The 24,604-nt window shown below is 56.4% G+C and carries 20 protein-coding genes; 8 read left to right on the top strand and 12 right to left on the bottom strand.

Annotation, left to right across the window (positions count from 1 at the left end; translation table 11 throughout):
* Window positions 1-177: 177 nt before the first annotated feature.
* The 7 genes from ACGY09_RS05520 to ACGY09_RS05490 all read right to left on the bottom strand — a co-directional run bounded on the left by ACGY09_RS05520 (window position 178) and on the right by ACGY09_RS05490 (window position 5,601).
* On the bottom strand, window positions 178-1,626 hold the full coding sequence (locus tag ACGY09_RS05520) for a DUF1501 domain-containing protein (RefSeq protein WP_397570783.1): 1,449 nt from the start codon (window positions 1,624-1,626) through the stop codon (window positions 178-180).
* Window positions 1,627-1,911: 285 nt separating this feature from the next.
* Complete coding sequence (rplI, locus tag ACGY09_RS05515) at window positions 1,912-2,415, bottom strand: 50S ribosomal protein L9 (RefSeq protein WP_373651265.1); 504 nt, start codon at window positions 2,413-2,415, stop codon at window positions 1,912-1,914.
* A gap of 105 nt (window positions 2,416-2,520) precedes the next feature.
* A complete protein-coding gene (locus ACGY09_RS05510) occupies window positions 2,521-3,030 on the bottom strand; it encodes a single-stranded DNA-binding protein (RefSeq protein ID WP_373651266.1) in 510 nt (169 codons plus the stop codon).
* Between the two features lie 44 nt (window positions 3,031-3,074).
* Window positions 3,075-3,497: a 30S ribosomal protein S6 gene (rpsF, locus tag ACGY09_RS05505; protein WP_373651267.1), complete on the bottom strand. Its 423-nt coding sequence runs from the start codon at window positions 3,495-3,497 to the stop codon at window positions 3,075-3,077.
* 92 nt (window positions 3,498-3,589) lie between these two features.
* Window positions 3,590-4,198, bottom strand: coding sequence for an aminoacyl-tRNA hydrolase (gene pth, locus ACGY09_RS05500; RefSeq protein WP_397570782.1), 609 nt, complete (start codon window positions 4,196-4,198; stop codon window positions 3,590-3,592).
* 51 nt (window positions 4,199-4,249) lie between these two features.
* Window positions 4,250-4,894, bottom strand: coding sequence for a 50S ribosomal protein L25 (locus ACGY09_RS05495; RefSeq protein WP_397570781.1), 645 nt, complete (start codon window positions 4,892-4,894; stop codon window positions 4,250-4,252).
* Window positions 4,895-5,127: 233 nt separating this feature from the next.
* Window positions 5,128-5,601 carry a YhcH/YjgK/YiaL family protein gene (locus ACGY09_RS05490; RefSeq protein WP_373651270.1) on the bottom strand — a complete coding sequence of 158 codons (474 nt, stop codon included), beginning with the start codon at window positions 5,599-5,601 and terminating at the stop codon, window positions 5,128-5,130.
* A 465-nt stretch (window positions 5,602-6,066) separates the two neighbouring features.
* Between ACGY09_RS05490 and ACGY09_RS05485 the strand changes: the two genes are divergently transcribed.
* The gene (locus ACGY09_RS05485) at window positions 6,067-6,879 is read left to right on the top strand and encodes an SDR family oxidoreductase (RefSeq protein ID WP_397570780.1); all 813 of its coding nucleotides are present in this window, start codon (window positions 6,067-6,069) and stop codon (window positions 6,877-6,879) included.
* A 31-nt stretch (window positions 6,880-6,910) separates the two neighbouring features.
* On the opposite strand, the gene ACGY09_RS05480 is transcribed toward ACGY09_RS05485, so the two are convergent.
* On the bottom strand, window positions 6,911-8,668 hold the full coding sequence (locus tag ACGY09_RS05480) for an OprO/OprP family phosphate-selective porin (RefSeq protein ID WP_397570779.1): 1,758 nt from the start codon (window positions 8,666-8,668) through the stop codon (window positions 6,911-6,913).
* A gap of 562 nt (window positions 8,669-9,230) precedes the next feature.
* On the opposite strand from ACGY09_RS05480, the gene ACGY09_RS05475 reads away from it, so the two are divergent.
* Window positions 9,231-10,409, top strand: a complete 1,179-nt coding sequence (locus ACGY09_RS05475; RefSeq protein ID WP_397570778.1) for a GTPase — start codon at window positions 9,231-9,233, stop codon at window positions 10,407-10,409.
* A gap of 170 nt (window positions 10,410-10,579) precedes the next feature.
* On the opposite strand, the gene ACGY09_RS05470 is transcribed toward ACGY09_RS05475, so the two are convergent.
* Window positions 10,580-11,011 (bottom strand): hypothetical protein, encoded by a 432-nt coding sequence (locus ACGY09_RS05470; RefSeq protein ID WP_397571923.1) that lies wholly within the window; start codon window positions 11,009-11,011, stop codon window positions 10,580-10,582.
* A 685-nt stretch (window positions 11,012-11,696) separates the two neighbouring features.
* On the opposite strand from ACGY09_RS05470, the gene ACGY09_RS05465 reads away from it, so the two are divergent.
* Entirely contained in the window at window positions 11,697-15,215 is a 3,519-nt protein-coding gene (locus tag ACGY09_RS05465; protein WP_397570777.1) for a PAS domain-containing protein, read from the top strand.
* A 26-nt stretch (window positions 15,216-15,241) separates the two neighbouring features.
* Here ACGY09_RS05465 and ACGY09_RS05460 read toward each other — a convergent pair whose 3' ends face one another.
* Window positions 15,242-15,478 (bottom strand): hypothetical protein, encoded by a 237-nt coding sequence (locus ACGY09_RS05460; protein ID WP_373651275.1) that lies wholly within the window; start codon window positions 15,476-15,478, stop codon window positions 15,242-15,244.
* A gap of 705 nt (window positions 15,479-16,183) precedes the next feature.
* Between ACGY09_RS05460 and ACGY09_RS05455 the strand changes: the two genes are divergently transcribed.
* The 3 genes from ACGY09_RS05455 to ACGY09_RS05445 all read left to right on the top strand — a co-directional run bounded on the left by ACGY09_RS05455 (window position 16,184) and on the right by ACGY09_RS05445 (window position 20,191).
* The gene (locus ACGY09_RS05455; RefSeq protein ID WP_373651276.1) at window positions 16,184-17,245 is read left to right on the top strand and encodes an SMP-30/gluconolactonase/LRE family protein; all 1,062 of its coding nucleotides are present in this window, start codon (window positions 16,184-16,186) and stop codon (window positions 17,243-17,245) included.
* A gap of 13 nt (window positions 17,246-17,258) precedes the next feature.
* Window positions 17,259-18,581 (top strand): hypothetical protein, encoded by a 1,323-nt coding sequence (locus ACGY09_RS05450; RefSeq protein ID WP_397570776.1) that lies wholly within the window; start codon window positions 17,259-17,261, stop codon window positions 18,579-18,581.
* 401 nt (window positions 18,582-18,982) lie between these two features.
* Window positions 18,983-20,191, top strand: a complete 1,209-nt coding sequence (locus ACGY09_RS05445) for a phosphatidylglycerol lysyltransferase domain-containing protein (RefSeq protein ID WP_397570775.1) — start codon at window positions 18,983-18,985, stop codon at window positions 20,189-20,191.
* A 126-nt stretch (window positions 20,192-20,317) separates the two neighbouring features.
* On the opposite strand, the gene ACGY09_RS05440 is transcribed toward ACGY09_RS05445, so the two are convergent.
* Window positions 20,318-21,382: a hypothetical protein gene (locus ACGY09_RS05440; RefSeq protein WP_397570774.1), complete on the bottom strand. Its 1,065-nt coding sequence runs from the start codon at window positions 21,380-21,382 to the stop codon at window positions 20,318-20,320.
* A gap of 36 nt (window positions 21,383-21,418) precedes the next feature.
* On the bottom strand, window positions 21,419-22,039 hold the full coding sequence (locus ACGY09_RS05435; protein ID WP_397570773.1) for a TetR/AcrR family transcriptional regulator: 621 nt from the start codon (window positions 22,037-22,039) through the stop codon (window positions 21,419-21,421).
* A gap of 347 nt (window positions 22,040-22,386) precedes the next feature.
* Between ACGY09_RS05435 and ACGY09_RS05430 the strand changes: the two genes are divergently transcribed.
* Both ACGY09_RS05430 and devC read left to right on the top strand, forming a co-directional pair.
* Window positions 22,387-23,424 (top strand): HlyD family efflux transporter periplasmic adaptor subunit, encoded by a 1,038-nt coding sequence (locus tag ACGY09_RS05430; RefSeq protein ID WP_397570772.1) that lies wholly within the window; start codon window positions 22,387-22,389, stop codon window positions 23,422-23,424.
* On the top strand, window positions 23,421-24,599 hold the full coding sequence (gene devC, locus ACGY09_RS05425) for an ABC transporter permease DevC (RefSeq protein ID WP_397570771.1): 1,179 nt from the start codon (window positions 23,421-23,423) through the stop codon (window positions 24,597-24,599). Before ACGY09_RS05430 ends, devC begins: the two co-directional genes overlap by 4 nt.
* Window positions 24,600-24,604 lie beyond the last annotated feature (5 nt).

Here is a 24,604-nt window from a genome sequence, read left to right as displayed (position 1 = left end):
TTGCATGTCCACGTTGATTCACGCGGGGTGTATCGGAGGCGATGGACCAAGCGTCAGCAGGAAAACTCGGCACTGCGAGCACGTAGACTCCAGCGATCATGCGGGAAGTTCGCATCCTGAGTCTTGAGAAACGGGTGCAAAGATTAAGGTTTACCCAGATTACGGCCGTGCAGTACGTCAGGTCAGGATTTCGTGGACCACGCTTCCGTGCACGTCGGTCAGTCGAAAGTCGCGGCCGCTGAAGCGGAACGTCAATGATTCGTGATTCAGGCCGAGCAGATGCAGGATGGTGGCATGCAGGTCGTGAATCGTACAGACGCCGTCCACCGCGTGCATGCCGAGTTCGTCGGTGGCTCCGTAAATCGACCCTCCTTTAACACCTCCCCCTGCCAGCCAGACCGAGAATCCTTCGGGATGATGGTCACGTCCATCGCGGCCCGCAGAATGAGGTGTCCGTCCAAACTCCCCCGCCCAGACGATCAGCGTTTCATCGAACAGGCCTCGCTGTTTCAAATCGGTGATCAGACCGGCGATGGCCTGATCGGTATCTAGCGCGTTCTTTTCATGCCCTTTCTTGAGATCGCCGTGCTGATCCCAAGTACCGTTCGAGGCGCCGGGCGGGCAGGTAATTTCGACAAAACGGACACCCGATTCGATTAAGCGGCGGGCACGTAAGCACTGGATGCCATACAGTCGTTGTGATGGCACCTGTGAATTGATGGCATAGAGGGCGTGTGTCGCTTCGGTTTCCTGCGAGAGATCAAGCACATCGGGGACGAGCGACTGCATGCGGAAGGCCATCTCATGGTTTCGAATTGCCGATTCCACGGCATCGCTGCCCCCGAGTTGTTTTGAAAACGCAGCATTCTGTGATTTCAGCAGAGCCAGCTTTGCTCGTTGGATTCGTGAATCACGATCACCCGGCTGGATGTTGTCGATCGGGTTTCCATCGGCCTGGAGCAGTGTTGCCTGATGACTGGCGGGCAGGAATCCATTCGAGAAAGTCTCGAGTCCGCCGCACGGTACAACGCCGAAACTGAGAACCACGAATCCGGGCAGATTCTGACTTTCGCAACCCAGGCCGTAATTCACCCAGGAACCGAGGCTGGGCCGTCCGGCGTTATTCGAACCCGTATGCAGGAACAGGACGCCTGTGGAGTGGATGGGCAGATCTGCCTTCATCGAACGGATCACGGCAATGTCATCTGCACAGCGGGCAATATGAGGAAACAGGCTGCTGACCGGCATGCCGCTTTCCCCGTGTTGTGAGAATTCCCACGGGCTTTTCAGCCATTGTCGATTCCCATTGGCGGTCGGGTTTTTTGAGTCAGTGAACGACTGGCCGTCGAGATCGGCGAGTTTCGGTTTCGGGTCGAACGAGTCAACGTGTGATACGCCCCCGTCCATGAAGCAAAAGATCACGTTCTTCACCTTCGGCCGGAAATCCGGCTGGGGGACCCGCAAGAACTCCGTGCCGGCGGACGTGCTCGTACTGTGCCCCATCATTCCAGCGAAAGCGAGCCAGCCAAATCCGTTGGCCGCCGTGCAAAGCATTTCCCGGCGGGTCAACGGACCTGTCACACGTCCGGGGCATACAGGAATCGTCGGGGCTGGGAGTCGGGCCATGCGGAATTCCACTACGTTAGCCAGGAAAGTGAGGAACAGACCCAGGTGGGAGGCCTCATCTCATCCATCAGGGGGTGCTGATTATATCCCGTCAGGCCTCATGGCTCTCTACGAAACTGGAAAAAATCATTCAAAGGGTCATCGCTCAGTCATCAAAAACGAGTGACGGGAAGCGACTGAGGTTTCATCGGGTGCAGCCAGCCTGGTGTTGGAAACACGAAAAAAAGCGACGTGCCCACAGGACACGTCGCTTCGAATTTCATCAGCACAAATGTGCGATTGCTTTTACTTCTTGGCGGCAGGAACCACCCACACCTTGATCTCGGTGCGGACTTCGGAGTGAAGCTGAATCTTCACGGTGTACATGCCGAGTTCCTTGATCGGACCGTCGAGTTTGACGTGATCAGCATCGACCTGGTATCCGGCAGCGACGAGCGCCTTGCTGATATCGGGACCCATGATCGAACCGTACAGATGGCCTTCTTCGTTGGCGTTGGCTTCCAGCGTGACGCTGTACTTGCCAATGGCATCGGCTCGCTTCTGCAAAGCCTGCATCTTCTGCTTCTGAAGCTCGACCAGTGCTTCCTGGTGGCGCTTGACTGCCCGCTTGTTGGCTTCCGTTGCGACGGTGGCCAAGCCGTTAGGCATCAGGTAATTGCGGGCATAACCGGGCTTTACGCGAACGATGTCGCCGGTGGCTCCCAGATGCTCGACATCAGCGGCGAGCAACAACTCGACCTGGCGAGAAATCCGGGGACGACCTGAAGCAGAGTGAGTACTACGAGCCATATTTAAATTCCGTCACAATTTCACACGGGTTTCAATTCGCTATCCCGGTTGGGAACCCCTATTCCCATCCGATTTACAGTCAGGAACTCCAATCCCCGACAATCGCTAAAACGGCACATCGTCGACTTGGGATCCTGAGTGATCATCAAAGCTGGATGAGAATCCGCCTGAGCTTTCACCCGAGTCAAAGCTCGGTTCTGCGAAAGCACTTCGTGAGGGGCCAGCCGACTGCGGACGACCGCCCGACCGGGAATCTCCCCCTCCACCCTGTCCATCACCCTTGCCACCCAACATCGTCATATTTTCGCCGACAACTCTGAGCTTGCTGCGCTTCTGCCCGGATTCCCGATCATCCCAGGTATCCAACTGCAGCCGACCTTCGATGAGTACCGGTCGCCCTTTGGCGAGGTATTCCCCTGCGATTTCGGCCGTCCGACCCCACAAGGTGACATCAACGAACGTCGTTTCGTCTTTCCATTGATTCGACTGCTTATCCAGCCAGCGACGATTGACTGCCAATCCGATTTCCGTCACTGCTGTGCCACCAGTCGTGTACTTCACTTGCGGATCGCGCGTCAAATTGCCGACGAGAATCACTTTGTTGAAACTTGCCATTTCTCGATTCCCTTATACTCCACGCGATCTGCCCAGACCGAAACCTATCGCGCTTCTTCAACGCCCTCTTCGATCGCAGGACGATCACCACGGGCTTCACGATCAGCCTTCTGTTCGGGGCTGTGGATTGCGCCGTCATGTTGCGTCAGAGCATCAACCATGGCGTCGAAAATCACTTTTGGATGACGCAGCACCAACTGCCGTAGGACAACTTCATTCAGCTTGCTCAAGCGATTCAGCTCGATCATGCTGCCGCCGTCCATCGTAAAGCAGGCGAGATAATACAAGCCTTTTCGCTGCCCTTCGATGGGATAGCAAAGCTTTCCTTCCTGCCATGGGCGGGAAGCGACAACCTTCGCTCCGACTCGCTCAAGCATCCCCAGCACTGCCTTCTGAGTTGAATCAGGGTCTGCAGCGTAGCGGTTGCTGTCCAGCAGAAACATCCCCTCGTACATGTACTCGGTCAAAATACTCTCCCCAAGATCTTCGATCGCATCTGGCTCTTATGGCTCAATTATCGAGATCAAACCCGCGTTTGTCCCAAAACTCTTTTGCGGAATCACGGATGACTTCTACCAGCCGAGTGATTCGAATCCGAATCAGGCATTGGAGAGTTCACGACATTCATGGCTGCCGTGATCCCCTCTTGAATCCACAATTCGATTCCCGTGGCAGCGATTCTTACTGACGCGTCAACCTCAGTATGCTCGTCTTTCCGAAACTTCGTCAATACATAAGCAGCGGCATCCATCTTTTCGGGTGGACGCCCCACTCCAATCCTCAGCCTGGGAACCGTTTCCGTTCCGCAAACATCCAGGATACTTTGCAGTCCTTTTTGTCCGCCCGCAGATCCTGACGCTCGCAGCCGCAGCTGCCCCAGCTTCAGGTTCATGTCATCACAGACAACCAATACATCGGTCAACGGAATCTGGTAAAACTTGACGATCTGCTGAACGCTTCGTCCACTCAGATTCATATAGGTCTGTGGCGCTGCCAGCAGCACCTTTTCGCCTCGATAATTTCCATCCGCCAGCTGTGCCTCGAACCGAAGTTTCGAGCGATCGGCATGCCACCGGTGTGCTAACTCGGCAATCACATCAAAGCCAACATTGTGCCGGGTTCCCTCATACTTCGACCCCGGGTTGCCTAATCCGACAACCAGCTTCATGGTGTCATTCCGAGTTGACCGTGACGTGTTGGCTCTTTTGATGTGCCCAGACTATTTCTTCTTCGCGTCCTTTGCCTCAGCTTCAGCGGCAGGCTTCTTACCAATCATTTCTGGTTCGATTGGGCCAGCTGCTGCGACTTCGTCCTGCACCTTCGCCTGCACAACGTGAACGACGATCGCGTCCTGTGCGGCGTGAGCGTGTGAACCTTCTGGCAGGACCAGGTCCGAAACGTGAATCGCTTTTCCAAGTTCGAGCGATCCAACGCGAACTGGAATCGAGTCAGGAATCTGATAGGCGAGGCAGTCGATGGTGATGGAGTGCAAGACTTGTTCGAGCACACCACCCAGCAGGACGCCGGGGGCCGTCCCCTTGACTTCCAGCGGAACGACGATGTTAACGCGTTCGTTCGGGTCGACCCGCAGCAGGTCGAAATGGGTGATGCTTCTGCCGAACGTATCCCACTGGATTTCGCGGACAACGGCCTTATCGACTTTTCCGTCCAGTTCGACATCGACAACCTTGGCACCCGACATGAGAACAGGCGTCAATGCTTCCGAACTGATCACGACAGAAACTGGCGGCGCGTTATGCCCGTAGATATTGCCGGGAACTTGCCCACTCCATCGTAACCGTCGGCATGCTGCAGAACCTTGTTCCGCACGCGGTTTGACGACTAACTTTGCTTCCTTCGACATGAAAACACGCACCTTGAAGTTAATTTCAAACTCGTCGCCAGTTCAATGTGGGGGCCTTGCCCACGAATACGGCAAACGCGAGGACCGAATAGTGTAACGAAGGTCGAAGTACGCTGCAACGCAATCAGATCCGTCAACGGAATTGTTTTTGCCCAATCAGAGGATTTCTGCCAAAAAAGTCATTTCAGGCTATGGATGACCGAGTCACTGCGCTTGTCCACACGACCTATTTGTCACTGACAGGCAGAAACGGCAACTTTGACAACGACTTTGACGACTTCGCTGGCCACAGGGGGTGTGCCGGCGGCCAGTCCAGGAGCGTGCACGTCGTCAGGATAGAAAATCATGAATGTTCCCATGGGGGCATCGTAGGTCTGCTGTCCTGGTTCGTAGAAGATGACGTCCTTCTCTTCCGAATAGGGTGTCTTGACAGCCGGAGCCGTGGCCAGTGGGGCATGGCCGAATCGCTCGTGTCCACCCGCGACAAACTGCACGTCAATGTACTTGCGGTGGGATTCCCAGACGGCCTGATGGGGCAGCTTGCTTTTGTATCGCTGAACCATGCTGACGATATTCCGTCCGTCGAGTTCGTACTGGCCGCTTTCGACAAACGTGAAATCGGTGCTGCCGAGATACTCAATGGCTCGCAGCAGGGCTGCAGGCAAATGACCATACTTCGCGTGATTGCTGATGTGATCCGTAATCATGATTCGACCTTGTCAACCGGTTATCAGAGCCATGAATGATGCGGCATTTCGACGGCAGTTTCTCCACACTGCCCGGAACTGTCGAAGTCAGTCAATTCCGGCTCATCGGTGGGTCCCGCTGCGGTGCCCGAAAGAGTAGGTTGCCAACCCGACTTAATCCAGCGCAATCGTCTCCCGAAAACTTTGGTATATCCCCGAACCTCGCCTCCCTGTTAGAACCCGATCAGGCATTCCGGCAGACGAGCAGGATGTTATTGCAAGAACCGACTGCGTGAATCCATGCGGCGAGCGGCGAATCCTGCAAGTGCCTGGCGAATGCAGACGTCTGACTGGCAGGAGACGGGAACCGGGGCTACAAGGCCGTAAAACGTCCCAATTCTCACTTGAGACAATCGACACTGTTTTGACGAGCCTGTGGATAAGAGGGATGTCCAGGCGACTTGCGGAAAAGAGGAAGGATCCAGAATGGAACTAGTGGATCGCGTTGTCCTGATCACCGGGGGTGCCCGCGGGATTGGTCAGTCGTTGTGTCGGCGAATCAAGGAAGAACGGCCGAAGGGAATTGTGATCGCTGACCGTGACGAAGCAGCAGCGGCAGCTCTCGCAGCGGAACTGGGGGCAGTGAGTGTCGCCTGTGATGTAGGGCGTGAAAGCGACATTCGTGCAGCGGTAGATCTGGCGCGTGCCGAATTCGGACGCATCGACGTTGTCATCTCGAATGCAGGTGTCACCTCTAAGGGAGGTTTTGAGACGCCTGATGAAGACTGGACCCGACTCTGGCAGATTAACCTGATGGCGCACGTCTATCTGTCGCGCGCGACCGTCCCCGCCATGATCGAACAGGGAGGGGGAGCATTTGTCATCACGGCTTCCGCCGCTGGACTGCTGACGGAAATCGGATCGGCAGCCTATTCCGTGACTAAGCACGGAGCGGTCGCGTTCGCGGAATGGCTCTCCGTGCACTATCGGAATCGGGGTTTGAAGGTGACCTGCTTGTGTCCTGCCGGGGTTGCCACGGAATTCCTGGACCTTGAGGACCCGGTTCATCAATTTCTGCATTTAAGCTCGGTCACTCCCGAGCATGTGGCAGAATGCGTTCTCAAGGCGATGAAGGCTGAAACATTCCTGGTGCTGCCACAACCGGAAGTCAAAGAGTTCTTCCAGTTCAAGACTCAGGACTACGATCGCTGGCTCCATAATTTCGCTCACGTTAATACTCGACTGCAGAAACGCCTGAACCGGGATGCGAAGACCAAACCGGCGGAAGGGCACACGTGATCGTACCGGCGGCGCGCCAGCAGCCCAAGGTTTAAAAGTAGAGCTGCGACCGGATCCAGAAAAGGTCGTTCGATTGAGTGACCCCTCCCTTTCCTGTTGTCACGGGGGTCGCGAACATGGCATGTTCCCAGTCAAAATAGATTTTGACGAACTTATTGATGTACCAGTTGACTCCGACATCCACCAGCCGGGCCTGATTTGTCCAGAGCTTCGGGTCGGCGAGTCCCTCGGTGAAGACTCGCTGATCGAGTGTCATCTCACTGTAGCGCGCGGTGGGCTCGAATGCACCAAATCCAACTCGGCCGGGACGCAGGTCGAAGGGGTGGATGGGATCGACGAGTGTCCGGTCACGAATTGTCTCGCCTGTGATCAGGTACCCTGCCTGCGCAAACCAACCGCTGAGGGGAATCCGGCTCCGCGACCCTGTGGCGGTGGCGTAACTTTCAGATCCCCCTTCATAGGCACCGAGCAGGGTCAGTCCCCCGTAGTACCAGGCCGAATGCACTTCCCACAACGCGCGTGATCCATGCTCGGTCACGCCAGGAGTGAAGGCGAGGAAGGGAAGACTTGCGAAGTTGACTGCGCCACTGTCTCCAAACGCGGCAGCCGTCGGGGCGTTATTCGTCCGCAACGCGGTCGGTGCTGTCGGCTGATTCTCGTAACCTGCATTGACCGAACCTCCAAACTGAAGGTCGCGTAAAGCGAAGCCGCGATCTTCGTTATAAAAAGGCTTGAGGTTCACAAAGGCCATCATGTCCTGCAGGTTGTGGAAGGGCTGGTAACCGTTTCGCTGCGTATTAAACGTTCCGACGGCGTATTCCACGCGATTCTCAGCGGCTGTCCCCCAAACCATTGCCCCGAAACGCCGTTGACCCTCATAGTTGGTCGCGAAAAGGGATCGTTCTGGAGCAAGCAGATCCCAGATGTGAATGCGGTACCATTCATACGTGAACGGCGTCTTGTAGCGACCTATTCGGACCTGGAATGCAGGGTCATAATTGAAGTTTAAATACGCATCGAGCAGGCCGACGCTGTCGTACGTCTGCTGAAACGAGAATTCGTACTGGATTGGCTTTGACAGGTTCCCCTCGAGATAGAATCGAGAGCGGGGATTATAGATGCCGTCGCTGGCGATTCCTCCGGGAACGGGGTCGGAAAACACTTTGCCGTCAACTTGAACCATTCCTCGCACGCCAAAACTGTACTCTCCGTCTTCAGTGACGAACTTGAAGCCGTCTCCATCGAAGTCGTAGTAAGGCTTCAGCGTAAGTTTCCCGCGGTGCCGATTTCCGACTTCCTGGGCTCGACCGGTCGTCGTCGGGTCGCCCCCTGCTGCTTTCGATCCCCCTCCCGCCGCAGGAGGACTCTCTTCACCGTGGTGGCCGACGGGGTTGGTGTAACCGATGTGTTCAAACTCCGTTGGGCGATGCGTCCCATCGTAGTGGAATGGATGGGGAACAGGCCCGGAAGGTTCGAGCAAGCCTCTTTCAGGTTGGTGAATCCGAAAATCCTGACTGGGAATTTCCAGCGGATCGCGGTCCTTCTGGACAGCGAAGGATGAAGGGTTTAAGCGGTGGCTGACGCGTTGATTTTCGCGAAGGAGTTCTTCGTTCTGCCGGGCCAGAATATCGACCCGCCGTTCCAGCCCCCGGAGCATTTCAGCAAACTCGTCGAATGTCTCGGCTGAAACCGGCGTGATATCACTTCGTCGAGGCGGAGTACGAACAGGCGCGGGGGAAGACTGAGCCAGGGCGGTCGAAACGGCGTCTGTGAACAGAAATCCCAGCATTAGAAGCATCGATGGCCGGGCTGCCAGGCGGAGTAACCTCGTTAGGGTGGACGGGCCCTGCTGCCGCAACTTCCGAGACGACTCGTCACGCGTACCGAGGGCGAATGGCTCATACATCATGGCACTTTCGAACATGTTTCCGAAGCAGGGCAACGGGGGCCCTGTCGTGATCACGAACTCGTCTTGGCGATGAGCAACATGGTGTCCGAGCGGTGCGCTTACTCGACGTTTATTCTGGCGAGGGACGGCTGAGCGGCATTTGATAATGTTGGTTATCGGCTGTTAACATGTACCAATTGTAATGAATTTGACGGGTACCTGGGGAATTCGGTAGATCGACTGTACTTTGGTGCGGCAATCGACCATCTTCCGCGGGACCGGTCTTTGATGCACACTGTAAGATCGCCCAATGGAACGCTGCAAACGGAAATTTCTCGTTGCTGGGGCTCCGTTCTCACACGCCTCCGAGGACGTTGGGAGACTTGCCCGTCGCAGAATCGTACCGCAACGCTGAACGACGGGCGGCTCCTACTCGGGTCCTCAACAACTTCGAAAGATTGACGTGACTGACATCGACGGTTACTCGAGACCTGCAACTCGACGCACGGCGGCACGATTAACGCCGGGGGGGCGAGGGGCGGTGGCGACGATTCGAGTTGCAGAGGGACTTGGCCCTGAGGAGCGGGGAGCGGAATTCCAGGGAATCGACCCCCTGTTCGAAGCGGCAAATGGGGTGGCTTTGAGCCAGCAACCGCTGAGGAAAATCGCCTTCGGACGCTGGGGGTATTCGCACCGCGAAGACCTCATTGTCTGTCGGATCTCGGCTGACCTGCTGGAAATCCACTGTCATGGAGGCAATTCTGCGGTGGAACGGATCCTGAAGGATCTTGAAGAAGCGACGTATCAGGTCGTTGATTGGCAAACACAACTCACACTTTCCGACGACATTCTGCAGGCCGAGTGTCAGGAAACGCTGAGCCGCACCACCACCTGGCGAACGACGCAAATTGCGCTTGAGCAGGCAGGCGGTCTTTTGCGGCAGGCGTTTCAGGAACTGGTCTGGACGACTGATGAGGCCACGCTGCTCAGTCGTTTGGATAACTTGATCCACTGGTCAAACTTCGGGCTGCATCTGTCAAACCCCTGGAACGTTGTACTGACCGGGCGACCGAACGTCGGCAAGTCGAGTCTGATTAATGCATTGCTGGGCTACGAACGAGCCATCGTTTTCGACCAGCCCGGAACAACACGTGATGTTGTTACCGGCGAAACCGCCTTTGAGGGATGGCCGGTCGTTCTCGCGGATACAGCGGGGATTCGGCAAGATGCTCACGCGTTGGAGTCTCAGGGAATCGCTCTGGCCCAGGCCCGCTTGCGCACGGCCGACCTGCAAATCGTTCTGCTGGATCTCAGTCAGGCCCCGACCCAGGACGATTTCGAGTTATTGCGCCAGTGGCCGGAGGCTTTGGTCGTTGGGAATAAGGCTGATCTCTCGATGCAGTGGGATGAGGCGCTGCCGGAGAACGTGTTACAGGTCTCCGCGAAGCGAGGTCAAGGACTCGCCGAGTTGCAGAGTGAGATTGTCAGACGCCTGGTGCCCGAGGTTCCTCCGACCGGAACCGCGGTTCCGCTCAACCCCCGTCAAGTCGCCATTCTCCAACAGGCCCGTAGCGCCGGTGAGATGACCGCCCGCCGAGCAGTGCTCAGCAAGCTCCTTCACGGCGGACGTGACCTCGTGTAGCGGGCGGTGGCCCTCAAGTGTCTGTCTCCTTAGGGCTGCGGCCGCAGAAGTGGATCACGGTGGTCGTCGCCGATGCGATTCCTTTTACGGAAAAGAAAAAGGCAGCAGCCACTTCTGCGAAACAAAGTGACTGCTGCCGGACGGGAGAGGCCTGTTACGGGCCAGATCGACTATCGGGGTTGGTTGATACGTCCTTGTTGTTTTCCGTAACACCAACCGCGACGGACCGCGTTTCGGCTGCATTCCCAGTCCGATTCATCGCGCCATTCGCTGCGAAGATTCTCTTCCAGCTCATCATCCCATTCTTCGTCGCCGTCGAAGTGGCGACTTGCTGCGTAGCCATATCGATATGCCGATTCATCGTCGTCGCTGTAGATGTCGTTTTCCGAATCGGGTCTGGTCTTTGTATTGCCGGGGGGAATTGGCTGGTTTCCCGTCGCTTGTCCCACCGTGTCACCGACTTCCTGATTAAGATCAGGCTCATCCGCACCGAAATCGTGCTTGGTTTGCGTCCAGTCGCGCTGGAAGGCTGCCTTCACCTTTGACCAAGCGGTGTCGTCTTCGTCCGTGTACCAGGAAGGACGTGTGCTCGTAGATGCCATGGTCAGTTCTCCTGAAAGATTTGGTTTCAGTTCGTTTCCATCAGAAAGGAATCAGCATTCGCCGTACCCTCGTCTGTCAGTCCTGCAAGCTCGTCTCTGGTTGAGCTGAAAAGATCCCCGCCTCAAGCAGAAAACGTCGAACGAAGGGGAAGTGGGCAGGTGCTACAGCGACGGCCAATTCGCGGATGGGTCGCACTCGCCCCTCCGCTGCATCGTTGGCCTGCTGGGGACAACCGGGTCGCAAACAATATGCCGTAATTCAAAAGCAGGAGGGGTAATAATCGGCCTCGTGAGGGCAATGCCGGCCTCCAGGGAATCGGGCGCCCGCTATTGACGGCGCGAAATATGCTTCACGCGTGTGAGGGCAGAGAAACTCTCTGGGCAATACGCTACCCTAAAGTGACGTATTTTCAGTCAACGCATCGTATTCATGAAATTGCTCATTGGAAGGTGTTTACTCGATAAGTGGAATTTCTCGCCCAGTGGCCACGGATGGGCGGCGCGCGAAATGTTATTGCGTTCTCAAATCAATGAGCCAGACGCCGAAATGGGAATTCAAAAAATAGATACTGATTCGGCGAAACGAAAATATTAAGGTGTCCTTATTGCGACCAAGCTGTTGGCAAATCCACCAGTTCTTCAGAAACATCGCATTGAGACTCGTTATGATCGGTCAGAATGCGACGTGCAACCTAATTCACCCAAGGACACCGTGAGCGTTTCGAACACTAATCTGAAACTCGACGCTTTACAGCGTAGCGAAGAACGTTATCGGGCGCTTGTGAATACGATAGCACAGGTGGTGTGGTCATGGACTCCTGATGGCGAAGACAGCGGCTTCGCGCAGTCCCGGAGTTGGTGGGAAGAGGTGACTGGCCAGTCCGTCGAGGAACAGCGGGCCAGTCGCGATGCATGGCTGAGGGTGGTCCATCCGGCTGATCGAGACCGGGCCGCTGAGGCGTGGGCAAACGCGGTCGCAGCTAATAGCACTTATGATTCGACGTTTCGAATTCAGGATCAATCCGGCCAGTGGCGTTTCATCCGTGCGCGTGGCGTGCCAATTCGCGATTCGGCGGGAGCAGTTTGGGAATGGGTCGGCACGTTGGAAGACGTGACCATTCAGCGGAACGCAATCGCCGAAAGGGAGCGTCTGCTCGCCGTTGCGGAATCAGAACGGCGGAGGCTCGAGGAAGTCTTTCAGCATGCTCCCTCCCTGATGGCCGTTTTGCGGGGCCCCGATCACACCTTCGAACGTGTGAACGATCAGTGCATGGGGATCATCGGTGGCCGAGATATCCTGGGTAAGTCTGTCCGCGAGGCGTTCCCGGAAGTGCATGGCCAAGGGTACTTCGAGATTCTGGACCAAGTTTACCGGACCGGTCAGCCTTGCGCCCGTGCGAATTCCCGACTGAGTCTGCAAAGTGACGGTGAGATTCAAAACAGAGAGCTTCACTTCGTCTTTCAGCCCACGTTTGACACCGGTGGGAACGTCACAGGGGTGATCGTCCAGGGGATTGATCTGACCGAACAGCGGCGCGCCGAAGCGAATCTTGCGAAGCTGACCACAGAGTCCGAATGGCAGAGAAAGGTGTACGAAACCGTCTTGTCCCACACGGCCGACTTCGTATACCTGTTTGATCTCCAGGGGCGATTCACCTACGTAAACCGACCCTTGCTCGAACTGTGGGGGATAACGCTCTCCGAAGCTGTCGGATGTAATTTCCACGACCTCAATTATCCGCGGGACCTTGCCGAGAAGCTGCAGTCCCAGATCGAGGCTGTCATCCGGACGGGAGAGTCCCTGAAGGACGAAACCCTCTACACAAGCCCTTCGGGCGCGACGGGTTGTTACGAATACATCTTTGTTCCGGTCTTGGGTGAGGATGGTTCTGTCAAGGCGGTCGCGGGTTCGACGCGCGACGTCTCGGAACGGAAACGGGCAGAAGAACGGCTGCGGGCGAGCGAACAACGCTATCGCGCCCTGGTCAATGCCACGTCGGATGTCTTGTATTCGATGACGGGCGACTGGTCGGAAATGCAGCCGATCGACGGACGGGGGTTCCTGGCCAGCTCAGACAGGCCAGTCAAGCAATGGATGGCACAAATCGTTCCCGACTTTGAGCACGAGCGGCTTCAAGCGAATATCAAACAGGCCATCCTGAATAAGACGACGTTCGAACTGGAACACCAGGTGATTCTGGTAGACGGGACACTGGGCTGGACATTCTCTCGCGCCGTTCCCATCCTCAGTTCCGTCGGAGCGATTATGGAATGGTTCGGCACGGCCAGCGACATAACCCGTCGCAAACGAGCCGAATTCGCTCTGAACGACATTCGCTCGCGGATGGAAGCCGCATTAAAGGCCGGGGCGATTGGTACGTGGAGCTGGGATATCCCGGCGGACCGCGTTTTCGGAGATATCAGTCTGGCACGCATGTTTTCCGTGGGGCCGGAAGTCATCAACGGCGAGCCACTCGCGGATCTCGTCAACTCCATTCATCCACAGGATCGAGAGCGAGTCAGCCAGGCGATCGTGGAAGCGGTGCGGGAAGGAAACCCGTACGAAGCTGATTACCGCTTGCGCCGTCCGGATGGTTCGTGGCGATGGGTGACAGCGCGCGGACAGGTTGAAAGGAACGAAGCGGGTGAGGCCATGCGGCTTCCCGGCGTGGTGATCGACGTGACTGACTGGAAGCGAGCCGAGGAACGTCTGGCACGGGTGACCGAAGAGTCTGAGCGTCGCAAGCGTCTGTACGAGGGGATTCTCAGCAGCACTCCCGACCTCGCTTACGTGTTCGATCTACAGCACCGCTTCACGTACGCCAATGAATCACTCCTGAAATTGTGGGGCAAGACCTGGGACGAGGCGATCGGAAAAACGTGTCTGCAAGTCGGGTTCGAACCCGAGCATGCCGCCATGCACGATCGGGAAATCGAAGAGGTCAAACGGTCCAGGACGACAATCCGTGGCGTCGTACCCTTCGAAGGGGTCTACGGTCGCCGAATGTACGAGTACATATTCGTCCCTGTGATCGGTACCAAAGGAGAAGTGGAAGCGGTCGCAGGAACAACGCGCGATGTCACCGAGCGGATGGAATCCGAAGCGGCCTTGCGGGAAGCTGACCGAAAGAAAGATGACTTTCTTGCTCTTCTGGCACATGAGCTGAGAAATCCGCTCGCCCCGATTCGCAACGGACTTCAGGTGATGCGCCTGGCCGAAGGGAAACCGGAGATCGTTTCGCAGGCGCGGGAGATGATGGATCGACAGCTCTCCCACATGATCCGGCTGGTCGACGACCTGCTGGATATCTCGCGCATCACGCGGAACAAAATGGAGCTGCGACGCAGCCGAGTCTCCTTGAAAGAGATCATCAGTCATGCCGTCGAAGCATCAATGCCCGCCATCCATGAATCCGAGCACCAACTGATCGTGCAGGATCTCGGCGAGTCCGTCATGCTGGAGGCTGACCTGACGAGACTTGCCCAGGTCCTTTCGAATCTTCTCTTGAATAGCGCAAAATATACTCCGCGAGGAGGAACAATCTGGCTGACGGCCGAACAGTCAGATAACGAAGCGATCATCTCTGTACGTGACACAGGAATTGGAATCCCGGCGGCGGCGCTGCCGACAATTTTCGATATGTTCAGTCAAGTGGATCGGAGCGTCGAACGCAATATGGGTGGACTTGGAATTGGACTCGCACTGGTAAGGGGATTCGTTGAAATGCACGGAGGGAGAGTAACAGCCGAGAGCGCTGAGGGTTCTGGCAGCACGTTTACCGTTCATCTACCGAAGGTGACAGAGAATTCGGCCAGAAATGCAATGACGGATGCCAGTGCGGGATCAGGTCGAACTCGCCGAAGGATTCTGGTCGTCGATGACAACCAAGATGGGGCACAGTCCATGGCCATGATGCTGCGCATCATGGGAGACGATGTGGAAGTGGCTCATGATGGTATCGAAGCGGTCGCTAAGGCAGAACAATTCTCGCCGGATGTGATCCTGATGGACATCGGACTGCCTCGTATGAATGGCCTGGACGCCACCCGGAAAATCCGTGAAGCCGACTGGGGAAAATCGATCCGGATTTTTGCACTGACCGGCTGGGGGCAAGAGAGCGATCGAGAACAGTCTCGACAAGCGGGGTGCAATGGCCATCTGGTCAAGCCGGTCAACCTCACCGACCTGGAAAAATTGCTCTGATTGACCGGCGGTTGCTGTAATTTCAGCTACTGACTGTTCGTCGTGCTCTGCGTACGTCCCAGATGGATCAGTTCGTCCTGTTCGCCGTCTGGATCTTTTGACAGTGGTTCCGGATTCACGCTCTGGGGGGCCCAACCGCTGTTTTGTCCATAGGGGCGTTGTTCATCGAGTTCGATTCCCCTGTTATCTGGTTGCTGATTCGACGATCGGTCAATTTCGTTGCCGGGATGGCTGTTGGGGCCTTTGGGTGCGGATTGAGCCATGATGGATCTCCTGTTGTGTAGTTGCGGATCGGACTTGTGAGGCAAGCCAGTCTTCGCTTCGGTTCACATCGGCGCCCAAGGGATCGGTACCTTACCCCCTCTGTATGCAGAGGAACTAACCGAAGCGCATGTGGTAAGAGACCCTCAAGGACCTCCTGACCTCAATCACTGGTGAGGTTTTCACCAGTGAGAAAAGCACATGGCATGCCCGGTATGTCAAAATGCATGGGCGGACCGCAGGAGATTTGAGCGGCTCATGATGTCTCAGTCGATCGAACAACGGCTCCGCACGCTCATAGCTATCCTGGCCAGACTGTCTCTGGTGTGAGTCCTGAGCAGTCTCCCCCGCACCAACGAACAGAGCCCCCGCGTACAGACCCACAGCAAACACTCTCCACCTCGTGGCAATCCGCTGCCAGCCGCAGACCGGGAATTGCAGAGCGGCTCATCACCTCCCTGTCAGGTCGCCCTGCGAATTTCCTTCCGACACCAAAATGATGTTCGGATTGAATTCTGGGGAGCGAATCATTCAACTCAATACCGTATGTGCGAACGGGATTTACTCCCAGGGCACGTCAGTAAAAAGGGATTAACTCGGCATCGACAGTTCGAGGTTTGCCTGGAACTCTGATTTCACTGCGGCAAGGGAACGAAGTTTACACTGGCCTGCGACAGCGATCGCGTAGCGACCAGAAGGGACTCTCGATGAGCATCGTGACTGAGAGCGGGGCGGAGAGGGGTTCGACGTATTCCCGTCGAACGTTTATCACGACGTCGCTTGCGATGCTTGCAACAGTCACCACGCGATCGGGTGATTCCTCCCGTTTGTCGGCAGAAGACAGACCAAAGTCTGAGCTGCCCCCGCCGCGGTTTCTTCTGGAATGGGGCAGCCACGGGAAAGAGGATGGCCAGTTCGACGCCTGCGTCGGAATTGCCATCAGTTCCGATGACATTGTTTATACCGCCGAATTTCGCAATCAACGCATCCAGAAATTCACGACGGAAGGAAAGTTTCTGGGCGGATTTGCGGTGCAACCCCATGCCGGTGGACTGACGGTCGATGCTGACGGCAACGTCTACGTGGCGCATTGGAACAGCAACAAAATCGCCGTCTACTCGCCTGAGGGAATGCTGCTGAGGGAATGGGGAACACGAGGAAGCGGCGACGGCGAGTTCCGTCTTCCCGGTTCCATTAGCCTGGGGCCGGATCAACGACTTTACGTCCCGGACCAGGGAAACAGTCGCGTCCAGGTTTTCACTCTGGAAGGAAAGTTCGTCGGCAAGTGGGGATCCCTCGGGAGTGAACCGGGACAGTTTGGCGGAAGCCAGTCGGCGGGGGGAAGGTTTGCGGGACCTCAATTTGTGGCGTTCGATCGTGCGGGGAATGTCTACACGACCGATGCAGCCCTGGACCGCATCCAGAAATTTACACCGTCAGGAAAGTTACTCGCCTACTGGGGTGACGAGAGTGTCGAGCCCGGAGGGTTCGGACCACCCCCTCGGAATAAAGACGGAACCCCCGGGATGGGTGGTCCCATCTCGATCTGTGTTGATGCCCGGGACCGGGTCTGGGTGAGTTCCACTAATAATCGTGTTCAGCAGTTCGCGAATGACGGCAAGTACCTGCGGGGAGTCGGGGGCGAGGGAGCCCATCCAGGGCAGTTTTACCTGCCTCATGGCATCGCGCTGGACAAGAACAGCAATCTCTATGTCACTGATACGATGAATGGCCGGATCCAGAAATTCGCAACCGATGACAAACTCTGATAAGGACGTGCCCGTGTCGCTTTTTCGATGTCTCGCCTTCTGTGTGTTATTCGTTCTTGGCACGCTTCACGACTGCCGTGCTGCGGGACGCTACTTTGTGGTCGAGTATCCCGCCTCGACTGAAACTCGCGGCTTACAGATGGGAGTGACCTATACATTGTGGGTTCCCGATGACGTCAAGACGTTGCGTGGAGTGATCGTTCATCAGCACGGATGCGGGACGGGGGCCTGTCAGGGGGGAGAAACGGCTGCGTATGATTTTCACTGGCAGGCTCTGGCAAAGAAGTGGGACTGTGCTTTGCTTGGTCCTTCGTATCATCAGGCCGAGCAGCAAAATTGCCGGCTCTGGTGTGATCCACGCAATGGGTCTGCGGCGACGTTCCTGAAGTCGCTCGAGGATTTTGCTGATCAGGCACAGCGACCCGAGCTGCGACGTGTTCCATGGTGTATCTGGGGACACTCGGGGGGCGGATTCTGGGGAAGTCTGATGCAGACTCTGTATCCCGAGCGAATTGTCGCCTTGTGGCATCGGTCAGGGGGTGCCATTAACGCCTGGGCGAAAGACGAGATTCCGCGTCCTGAATTTCCAGCAGAAGCGTTTCGGATTCCCACCATGTGCAATCCCGGTCTGAAGGAACGGGATGATCCACGCATGGTGGGAGCGTGGACAGCGGGAACAGGTCTGTTTCACCTCTATCGGACGCAGGGAGCCCCGATTGGATTTGCAGCCGACCCTCGCAGCAGTCACGAATGTGCCGATAGCCGCTACCTGGCGATTCCGTTTTTCGACGCCTGCCTCGAGCAGCGGCTCCCCGAACCGGGATCGGACTCGCAAACCCTCAGGCCGGTCGACCCGCAGCAGGCATGGCTCTCGACTCTTTCGGGAAGCAAGCCGGTTCCTGCCGCCGAGTTCAAAGGATTGGAAAACGAGTCGGTCTGGTTGCCCAATGGGCGATTCGCAGCGTTGTGGGAAGAATACATCCGTGTTGGTTCGGTCAGCGACTCGACACCTCCTCCCGCACCTTCAGCCGTACGCATCCGGAAGAACGAAGATGGGGCGGTCGAATTGACGTGGGAGGCGGAAGCGGATTTTGAGAGCGGGATTCGGTGCTTTCTCATCCGGAAAAATGGAAGTCTCCTGGCCCAATACCCGGAGAAACCCGTCGGCCGGTACGGGCGACCGCTGTTCCAATCGATGAGCTACCACGATACCCCCGAAAAACCGTTACTACCCCTCAAATATGTCGACCAGAATGCGCAACCCGGTGCCGACGCGGTATATGAGGTAGTTACCGTCAACTCGGTGGGCCTGGAATCGGCACCCGCTAAGCCGTAGTTGCCGAGCGACGAGACATACGCTCAATTTCAGTTCAGGGGACTTTGGATCGGGATAGGGGGGAGAATTCTTTGCCGCGGAAGGGGGGAGGGGCCCCAACCGCACCTGAAATCAAACCCTGAAGGGCGTATCGGAGCAGACGTAATTCGCAGGGGCACTCTTGGGAACAATCTTGTCCGCGTCCGTGCGCAGTGGTCGAGTTGGTGGGCTGGACGCGGCGTGCTTGCTTTGTCGATAGGGAAGTGAAAAAATATCAGTTTAAGATCTTTCACCAGCGCCCCTGTGGTCAGCACGGGGAGTTTGAAACGACCGTACAGCCCCTGGGGTTGGTGCCGCTGGGGTTGGGACGTGGATGGAAGTTGTTGGCCTGCAGAGAAGTACGTCGCGGAATCTGATTACTGATGAATGTTACAAATCAATCACCCGTGAAGCCGGCGGTCGCGAAACGGTCTGAACCGACCCCGTCCCAGGTGATCGAACCGACCCCGCCCGACGTAAATTGGCAGGTCCGCCGCGTTGACTCCCTCTCCAAATCGGAATTTGAAGCTCTGGAACGACTGGCTTACGACTACGGAGAATCGCCAGAATCGTATCTAGCGGTGGAACCGGAACGATTTTGCATCCTGTCTCCCGATCATACGGCAGCTTTATCCGTGATCCCTGCGGGACGTTTTCTGCACTGCTCGGGGGGGATTCTCGCAGCCCCCGAAAACCGAAGTCAGTTTGTTCGACAGTTAAGCGACTGGGCGAAGAAGAACAAGCGGGTTGTCGCCTGTTATTCCATTGGTGAGCAAGATCGACCGCACTTTGAGGCGGCGAACTGGGAAGTGTCGAAGTTTGGGGAAGATACTCTTCTTGATCTCGACACACTCAAATGGTCCGGAAAACCCTATGAGTGGGTGCGTAGACAATCCAATTTTTGTCAGCGAATGGGGTTGGTCGCCCGGGAAATCCACCCGGAAAAGCTGGACAAAGAAACTTGGACAAAGCTGAAGGGGGAGCTCTTCGAGGTTTTACGGGACGACCTGAAAGACCGCTTTTACGATCGAGAAATCAATCTTCTCGTCGGTAAACTGCAACCCGATAACCTGCTCCGTCGTCGGCTTTTTGTCGCGGAAAATTCTCAGACGGAACGGATCGAAGCGTTCATCGTCGGAAATCCCATGCGAGGAGGGAATTCGTTAGCGCTGGAGATGTTCCGCAAGCGAAGTGATGCGACGCGCGGAGCGATTCCGTTTCTGGTCAAAGACGTGCTGGACAAACTGCGAACAGAAGGGGTTAGACAGGCTTCACTCTCGCTGCTGATCTGGAAGGGGAGCCGTGAATACACCGGCAATCGCTCTAGCGCGATCTTGCGTTTTGGACTGTTTGCCGGAGATCACCTTGGGAATTTACTCTATAGCACTCAGGGGCTGACCCACTTTAAGACCCGGTTTCGGCCCGAATTGTCGAACTGTTACCTCTGTGTTTCGACACAAACTTCGATCCTGTCGGTCCTGAGCTTCATGTACACCATCGGTGCCTTCCGATTCTCCATCCGCAACGCGGTCAAGTCGATAAGGCACTCGATTACACGCAGTCTGACGCGCAAGAAATCGGACGAATCGTGAATTCTGTGAATTCACGACTGTGACAGCCGTCCTGGAACAATCCTGCACCCTCATGGCATCGTGACCCCTCCCGCTGGGCAGTAGCGGACATCTGTTGAAACTCTGGATTGGGGACGGGGCGCCCGACTATCGCCAGAGCACGTGCAGCCGTTTCAGTGGGGGCAATTTTTGAGCATCCTCGGCCCAGGTGACGAGGACGTGCGATTGCGGTAACTGGTAATACCAGCCGCGCCGGAGGAAGAGACCTGCGGGATGATCTCCCACACGCAGTTTCAGAACAAAGGCGGCCCCTTCCTGCTGAAGGGCCAGTAGTGCAGCATCGACGAGACTGTTTCGATCACTTGAGGCCAGGTCCGAGACCACGACCAGATCCAGGATCCCGACCGGGACCTTGTTCCTTCCGACAATCGGCAGAATGTGAAACGTAACGAACCCTTTTACTTCGCCGTCGACCTGGGCCACGAGAGATTTGCTGAAGCCGTGCAGGCCGAGTTGTCGGCTGAGCGTCTCTTCGTTCCAGACGATTCTCAGGTCACAGTGGGAAGTCGCGCGATTCACCAGCGCCAGGCAGGTCGTTACATCGTCTGTCCGCGCCGGTCGGATTGTCAGGGATGGTCGCGAGTCAACTTTGGGGGGAGGAATCAGTGGACTGACAATGGTCGTGAGGCCACTTTCCCAACGATTCAGGTTCCACTCAGCGGTCGCTTTGGAATCGAGAATACGGATCCAGAATCCGGCGCTGCGGATCGGTGTTGTATTGTCCGTTTGCGACTTCAGCCAGAACCTGGATGCCAGGGAGGCCCGGTGACCGAAGTAGGCAAAGCCAAGTTGAAATCGCAGCTTCCGGTCACGGTGGAAGGCTCGCGACCCCCGATTCAGTGCACTGCCGACTCCCTGTCCCCGAAATTCCGGAGAAACGCTCAGCCAGCTTGCCTGAGAAGCAGTAAACACATCCTTCCCGATGGCAAACTGCATCGGAAAGTGAAGGACAACACCAGCCAGTTTTGCTCCCCGATATGCAGCAATCAGATGACAGCGACGCTGCGGATCATCCATCTGCAACTGCCAGCGGAAATAGTCAGCCCCCCAGTGAGGAACCAGCATTCGTCCCTCGTACGTGGCACACCACTGCTGGAAGACGAAGTCCGACAACTCCTCGGCGGTTCCATCGAATGACCTAACTTCGAGCATTCCTTTTCCCGATCCCTGGCCCGTATCTACAGAACATCAACGAATCAATAATCCGTTCAACACCAGGTCGAGGTGTGCGTTAACGAATTTTGGTAAATCCAACGGCGAAATTTTCTCGAATGTCATCCGCCAGACAGAGGCAAGGATGACCGGTCCGACAACCACGCGAGGCTCGAGGAGTGCGGGGCAAGCCCGAAATTCACCTGCGTCACGGCCGTTCTCCAGAAGTGTACGCAGCAATTTTTCGGCAAATTGCAGCACTTCGCGATAATAGAATTCGACCAGTTCTGGAAACTGGCCACCCTCGGAGACGAGAACTTTAATCACGACCCGGCGATCCGGAACATCGACCAGTTCGCGGTAAAGACTCTCAAGGACCAAGCACAGCAAGTCCGCCGCTGAACCCTGTCTGACATGCAGCAAGTCGTTCAGTTTGGAAAAAACGGGACTGACGTTAGCACGAACAATCTCTTCAAAAATCTCTTGCTTCGTCTTGTAGTAAAGGTAAACCGTCCCTTTGGCGACGCCGGCGCGTGTCGCGATCTCCTGCACCTGAGCGGCAGCAAACCCTTTCTCCGTGAAGACAGAAACGGCCGCTGCCAGGATTTCCTGCGGTCTGGCTTCCTTACGTCTTTGCCGTTTTCGGACTTCGGTCATGCGCTCCACCTGGCTGCGTTATTGTGTTCGAACAGGCTACCATAAATCCCGCGTCAGTTCGCGTCAGGAATGGCCCTTTCTCGGAGCGAACGACGTGGTTATTCCGCTTGACAAATAATGACTTTAAGGTCATTATCCTCTTTAGTGACCGTTTAGTCATTATTGAGAGGCGGCTGTCTGACGCAGTCGACACAATCATGTCAGCCCTTCCAAGTCTTCCACAGACCAGCGCAAGCCCTTCAGAGAAAATTACTTCTGCGAATGAAGATTCTCCGGTTCGCCTGACGCTTCTCTCGGTTGAACGGCAAGATCGCGGGGCTCGACACGGTTCACGGGACACCTGGATCGTGGCGAGTCTCATCGTTTTTACTCTCACGGCGACCGGGATCTGGTTTCTTCGGTCTCCCAATCTGAGAGGTGAGACGCTCGCAAAAGTTCCTGGCAACAACTCGGCCGTTCCTGCTCTACCCCGGATCTACGCTCTCGGGCGGATTGAGCCCACAGGGGAAGTTATCGCTGTCGCAGGTCCAGACGGGGCCAGCGCGGCGCGCATTCGGCGAATGGACGTCAAAGAAGGTGACACTGTTGAGGCGGATCGGATCCTCGCGGTGTTCGATAACGAAGAACGACTGCTGGCGGAACGGCAGACAGCCGAGCGACGGGTGCGCCGGGCAGAAGCCGTCGTGGCACAAACGAGACGACTGGTCGAGTCCACCCGACGGGAATTACTTGCTTCACTGGAAATTGCCCGCGCGACACTCGTGAACGACCGACGTGTGCTGGAACGACTGACTCGGCTGGACCGGAGCAACTCCACGACAAAATCGGATCTGGAACTGGCACAGCTACAGGCGGAATCGTCGCAGCAAAAGATCGTCGAAATTCAGGCCCGGCTCATTCATTATGAAGCCGAGCCGGGTGAGGAACCCGTCGATGTCCTGGTGGCGCTCGAAGATCTGGAGGTTGCAAAGGGATCGCTCCGGGAGGCGGAAACGCGATTGGAACAGGCTTACTTACGGGCTCCCGTCGCCGGAACAGTGCTTGATCTTCATAAGCGAGCGGGTGAGCCCGTCGGCTCGGGCCCGATTCTGGATTTTGGTGCCACAGAAAAAATGGATGTTCGGATCGACGTGTACGAGACCGATGCCCAGCGGATTCGGATTGGCCAGTCGGTGTGGCTCAATTCTTCGGCGCTGGCGCACTCGCTTCAGGGAGACGTTTCGCGGATTTCGCCCCTTGTGAAGCGGCAGTCCATTGTCGACGCGACGCCCGCAGCGAATACCGATGCACGTGTGATCGAAGTCGTGGTTCGCCTGAGCGACGAGGCCAGCGAGGTGGCCCGCAAATATATTGGGCTGCAGGTTCGAGCGGAGTTCGTACCGTGACCCCGTTTCTCACGCGTCTGATGGGACGCCTCCCCATCGGCTGGCTGCAACTGAAGCACAATCGGACCCGGTTGCTGGCCGCTGTAGGAGGTGTGACGTTTGCAAACGTCCTGATCTTCATGCAACTGGGATTCATGAACGCCCTGTTTGAGACCAGCGTCATCACGCACCGGAATCTGGTTGCGGACATCGTGCTTGTCAGCAGTGATTTTCGCTCACTACGGGAAGCCAACCCCCTTCCTCGGACGCGGATGTACCAGGCGATGGCGATTCCCGGTGTGACAGAAGCCACTCCGGTTTTCATGTCAACGATGATGTGGACCGATCCCGCGACGGGTGATACCACAAACTTTCGCGTGATCGGGATCGTTCCGTCCGGAGAAGTTTTCCTCGATGAAAAGTTGCAGCAGCAAGTTCCACTCTTACGCGAACCCGATAGTGCGATCGTCGATCGTCGTACGAGGGATTTCCGTCGCGAAATTGAAACTGTGATTCAGGAGCAGGGGGAGTATCTGATTGAATCGAGCGGTCGTCAGCTTTCACTGCGGGGCGTCTTTTCACATGGTGCTTCCTTCGATGTGGATGGATTGCTGATCGTTTCCGAGCAGACATTTCTCAGTCTGTTTCCCAAGCGGGCCGCCGGAACACCGACAGTGGTTCTACTGAAGTGTGCTTCGGGAACCGACCCTCTGGCGATTGCTCGCCAGATCGACCAGCACTTCCCCGAACGGGATGTGCTTGCGCTGACAAAGCAGGAATTCATTGACGCCGAACAGAACTACCAGTCGCGGCAGACACCGATTGGATTTGTGTTCGGTTTCGGAGTCGCCATCGGTGTGATCGTGGGACTGGTGATGGTCTATCAGGTGCTGTCGACCGACGTGCAGGACCATCTTGCGGAATATGCAACTTTGAAAGCGATTGGGTATTCCCCCCGGTACTTTCTGGGAATCGTGTTCGAGGAGGCTGTTTGTCTGGCCACTCTGGGATTTGTTCCCGGGTTGTGTGTCTCTCTGGTCCTATATGCGGTGGCAGCTCGCGCAACGGCGCTGCCCATAGCGATGACCTGGTCGCGCCCCCTCTTCGTGCTGTTGCTGACGGCCGTGATGTGCGTGATTTCCGGAGCCGTGGCGACCCGGCGACTCAACTCGGCAGACCCCGCGGATCTGTTCTAAGGGAG

Origin of the sequence: Schlesneria sphaerica (assembly GCF_044336245.1) — a bacterium.
Taxonomy (GTDB): Bacteria; Planctomycetota; Planctomycetia; order Planctomycetales; family Planctomycetaceae; genus Schlesneria; species Schlesneria sphaerica.
This window is presented reverse-complemented; position numbering and strand designations above follow the sequence as displayed.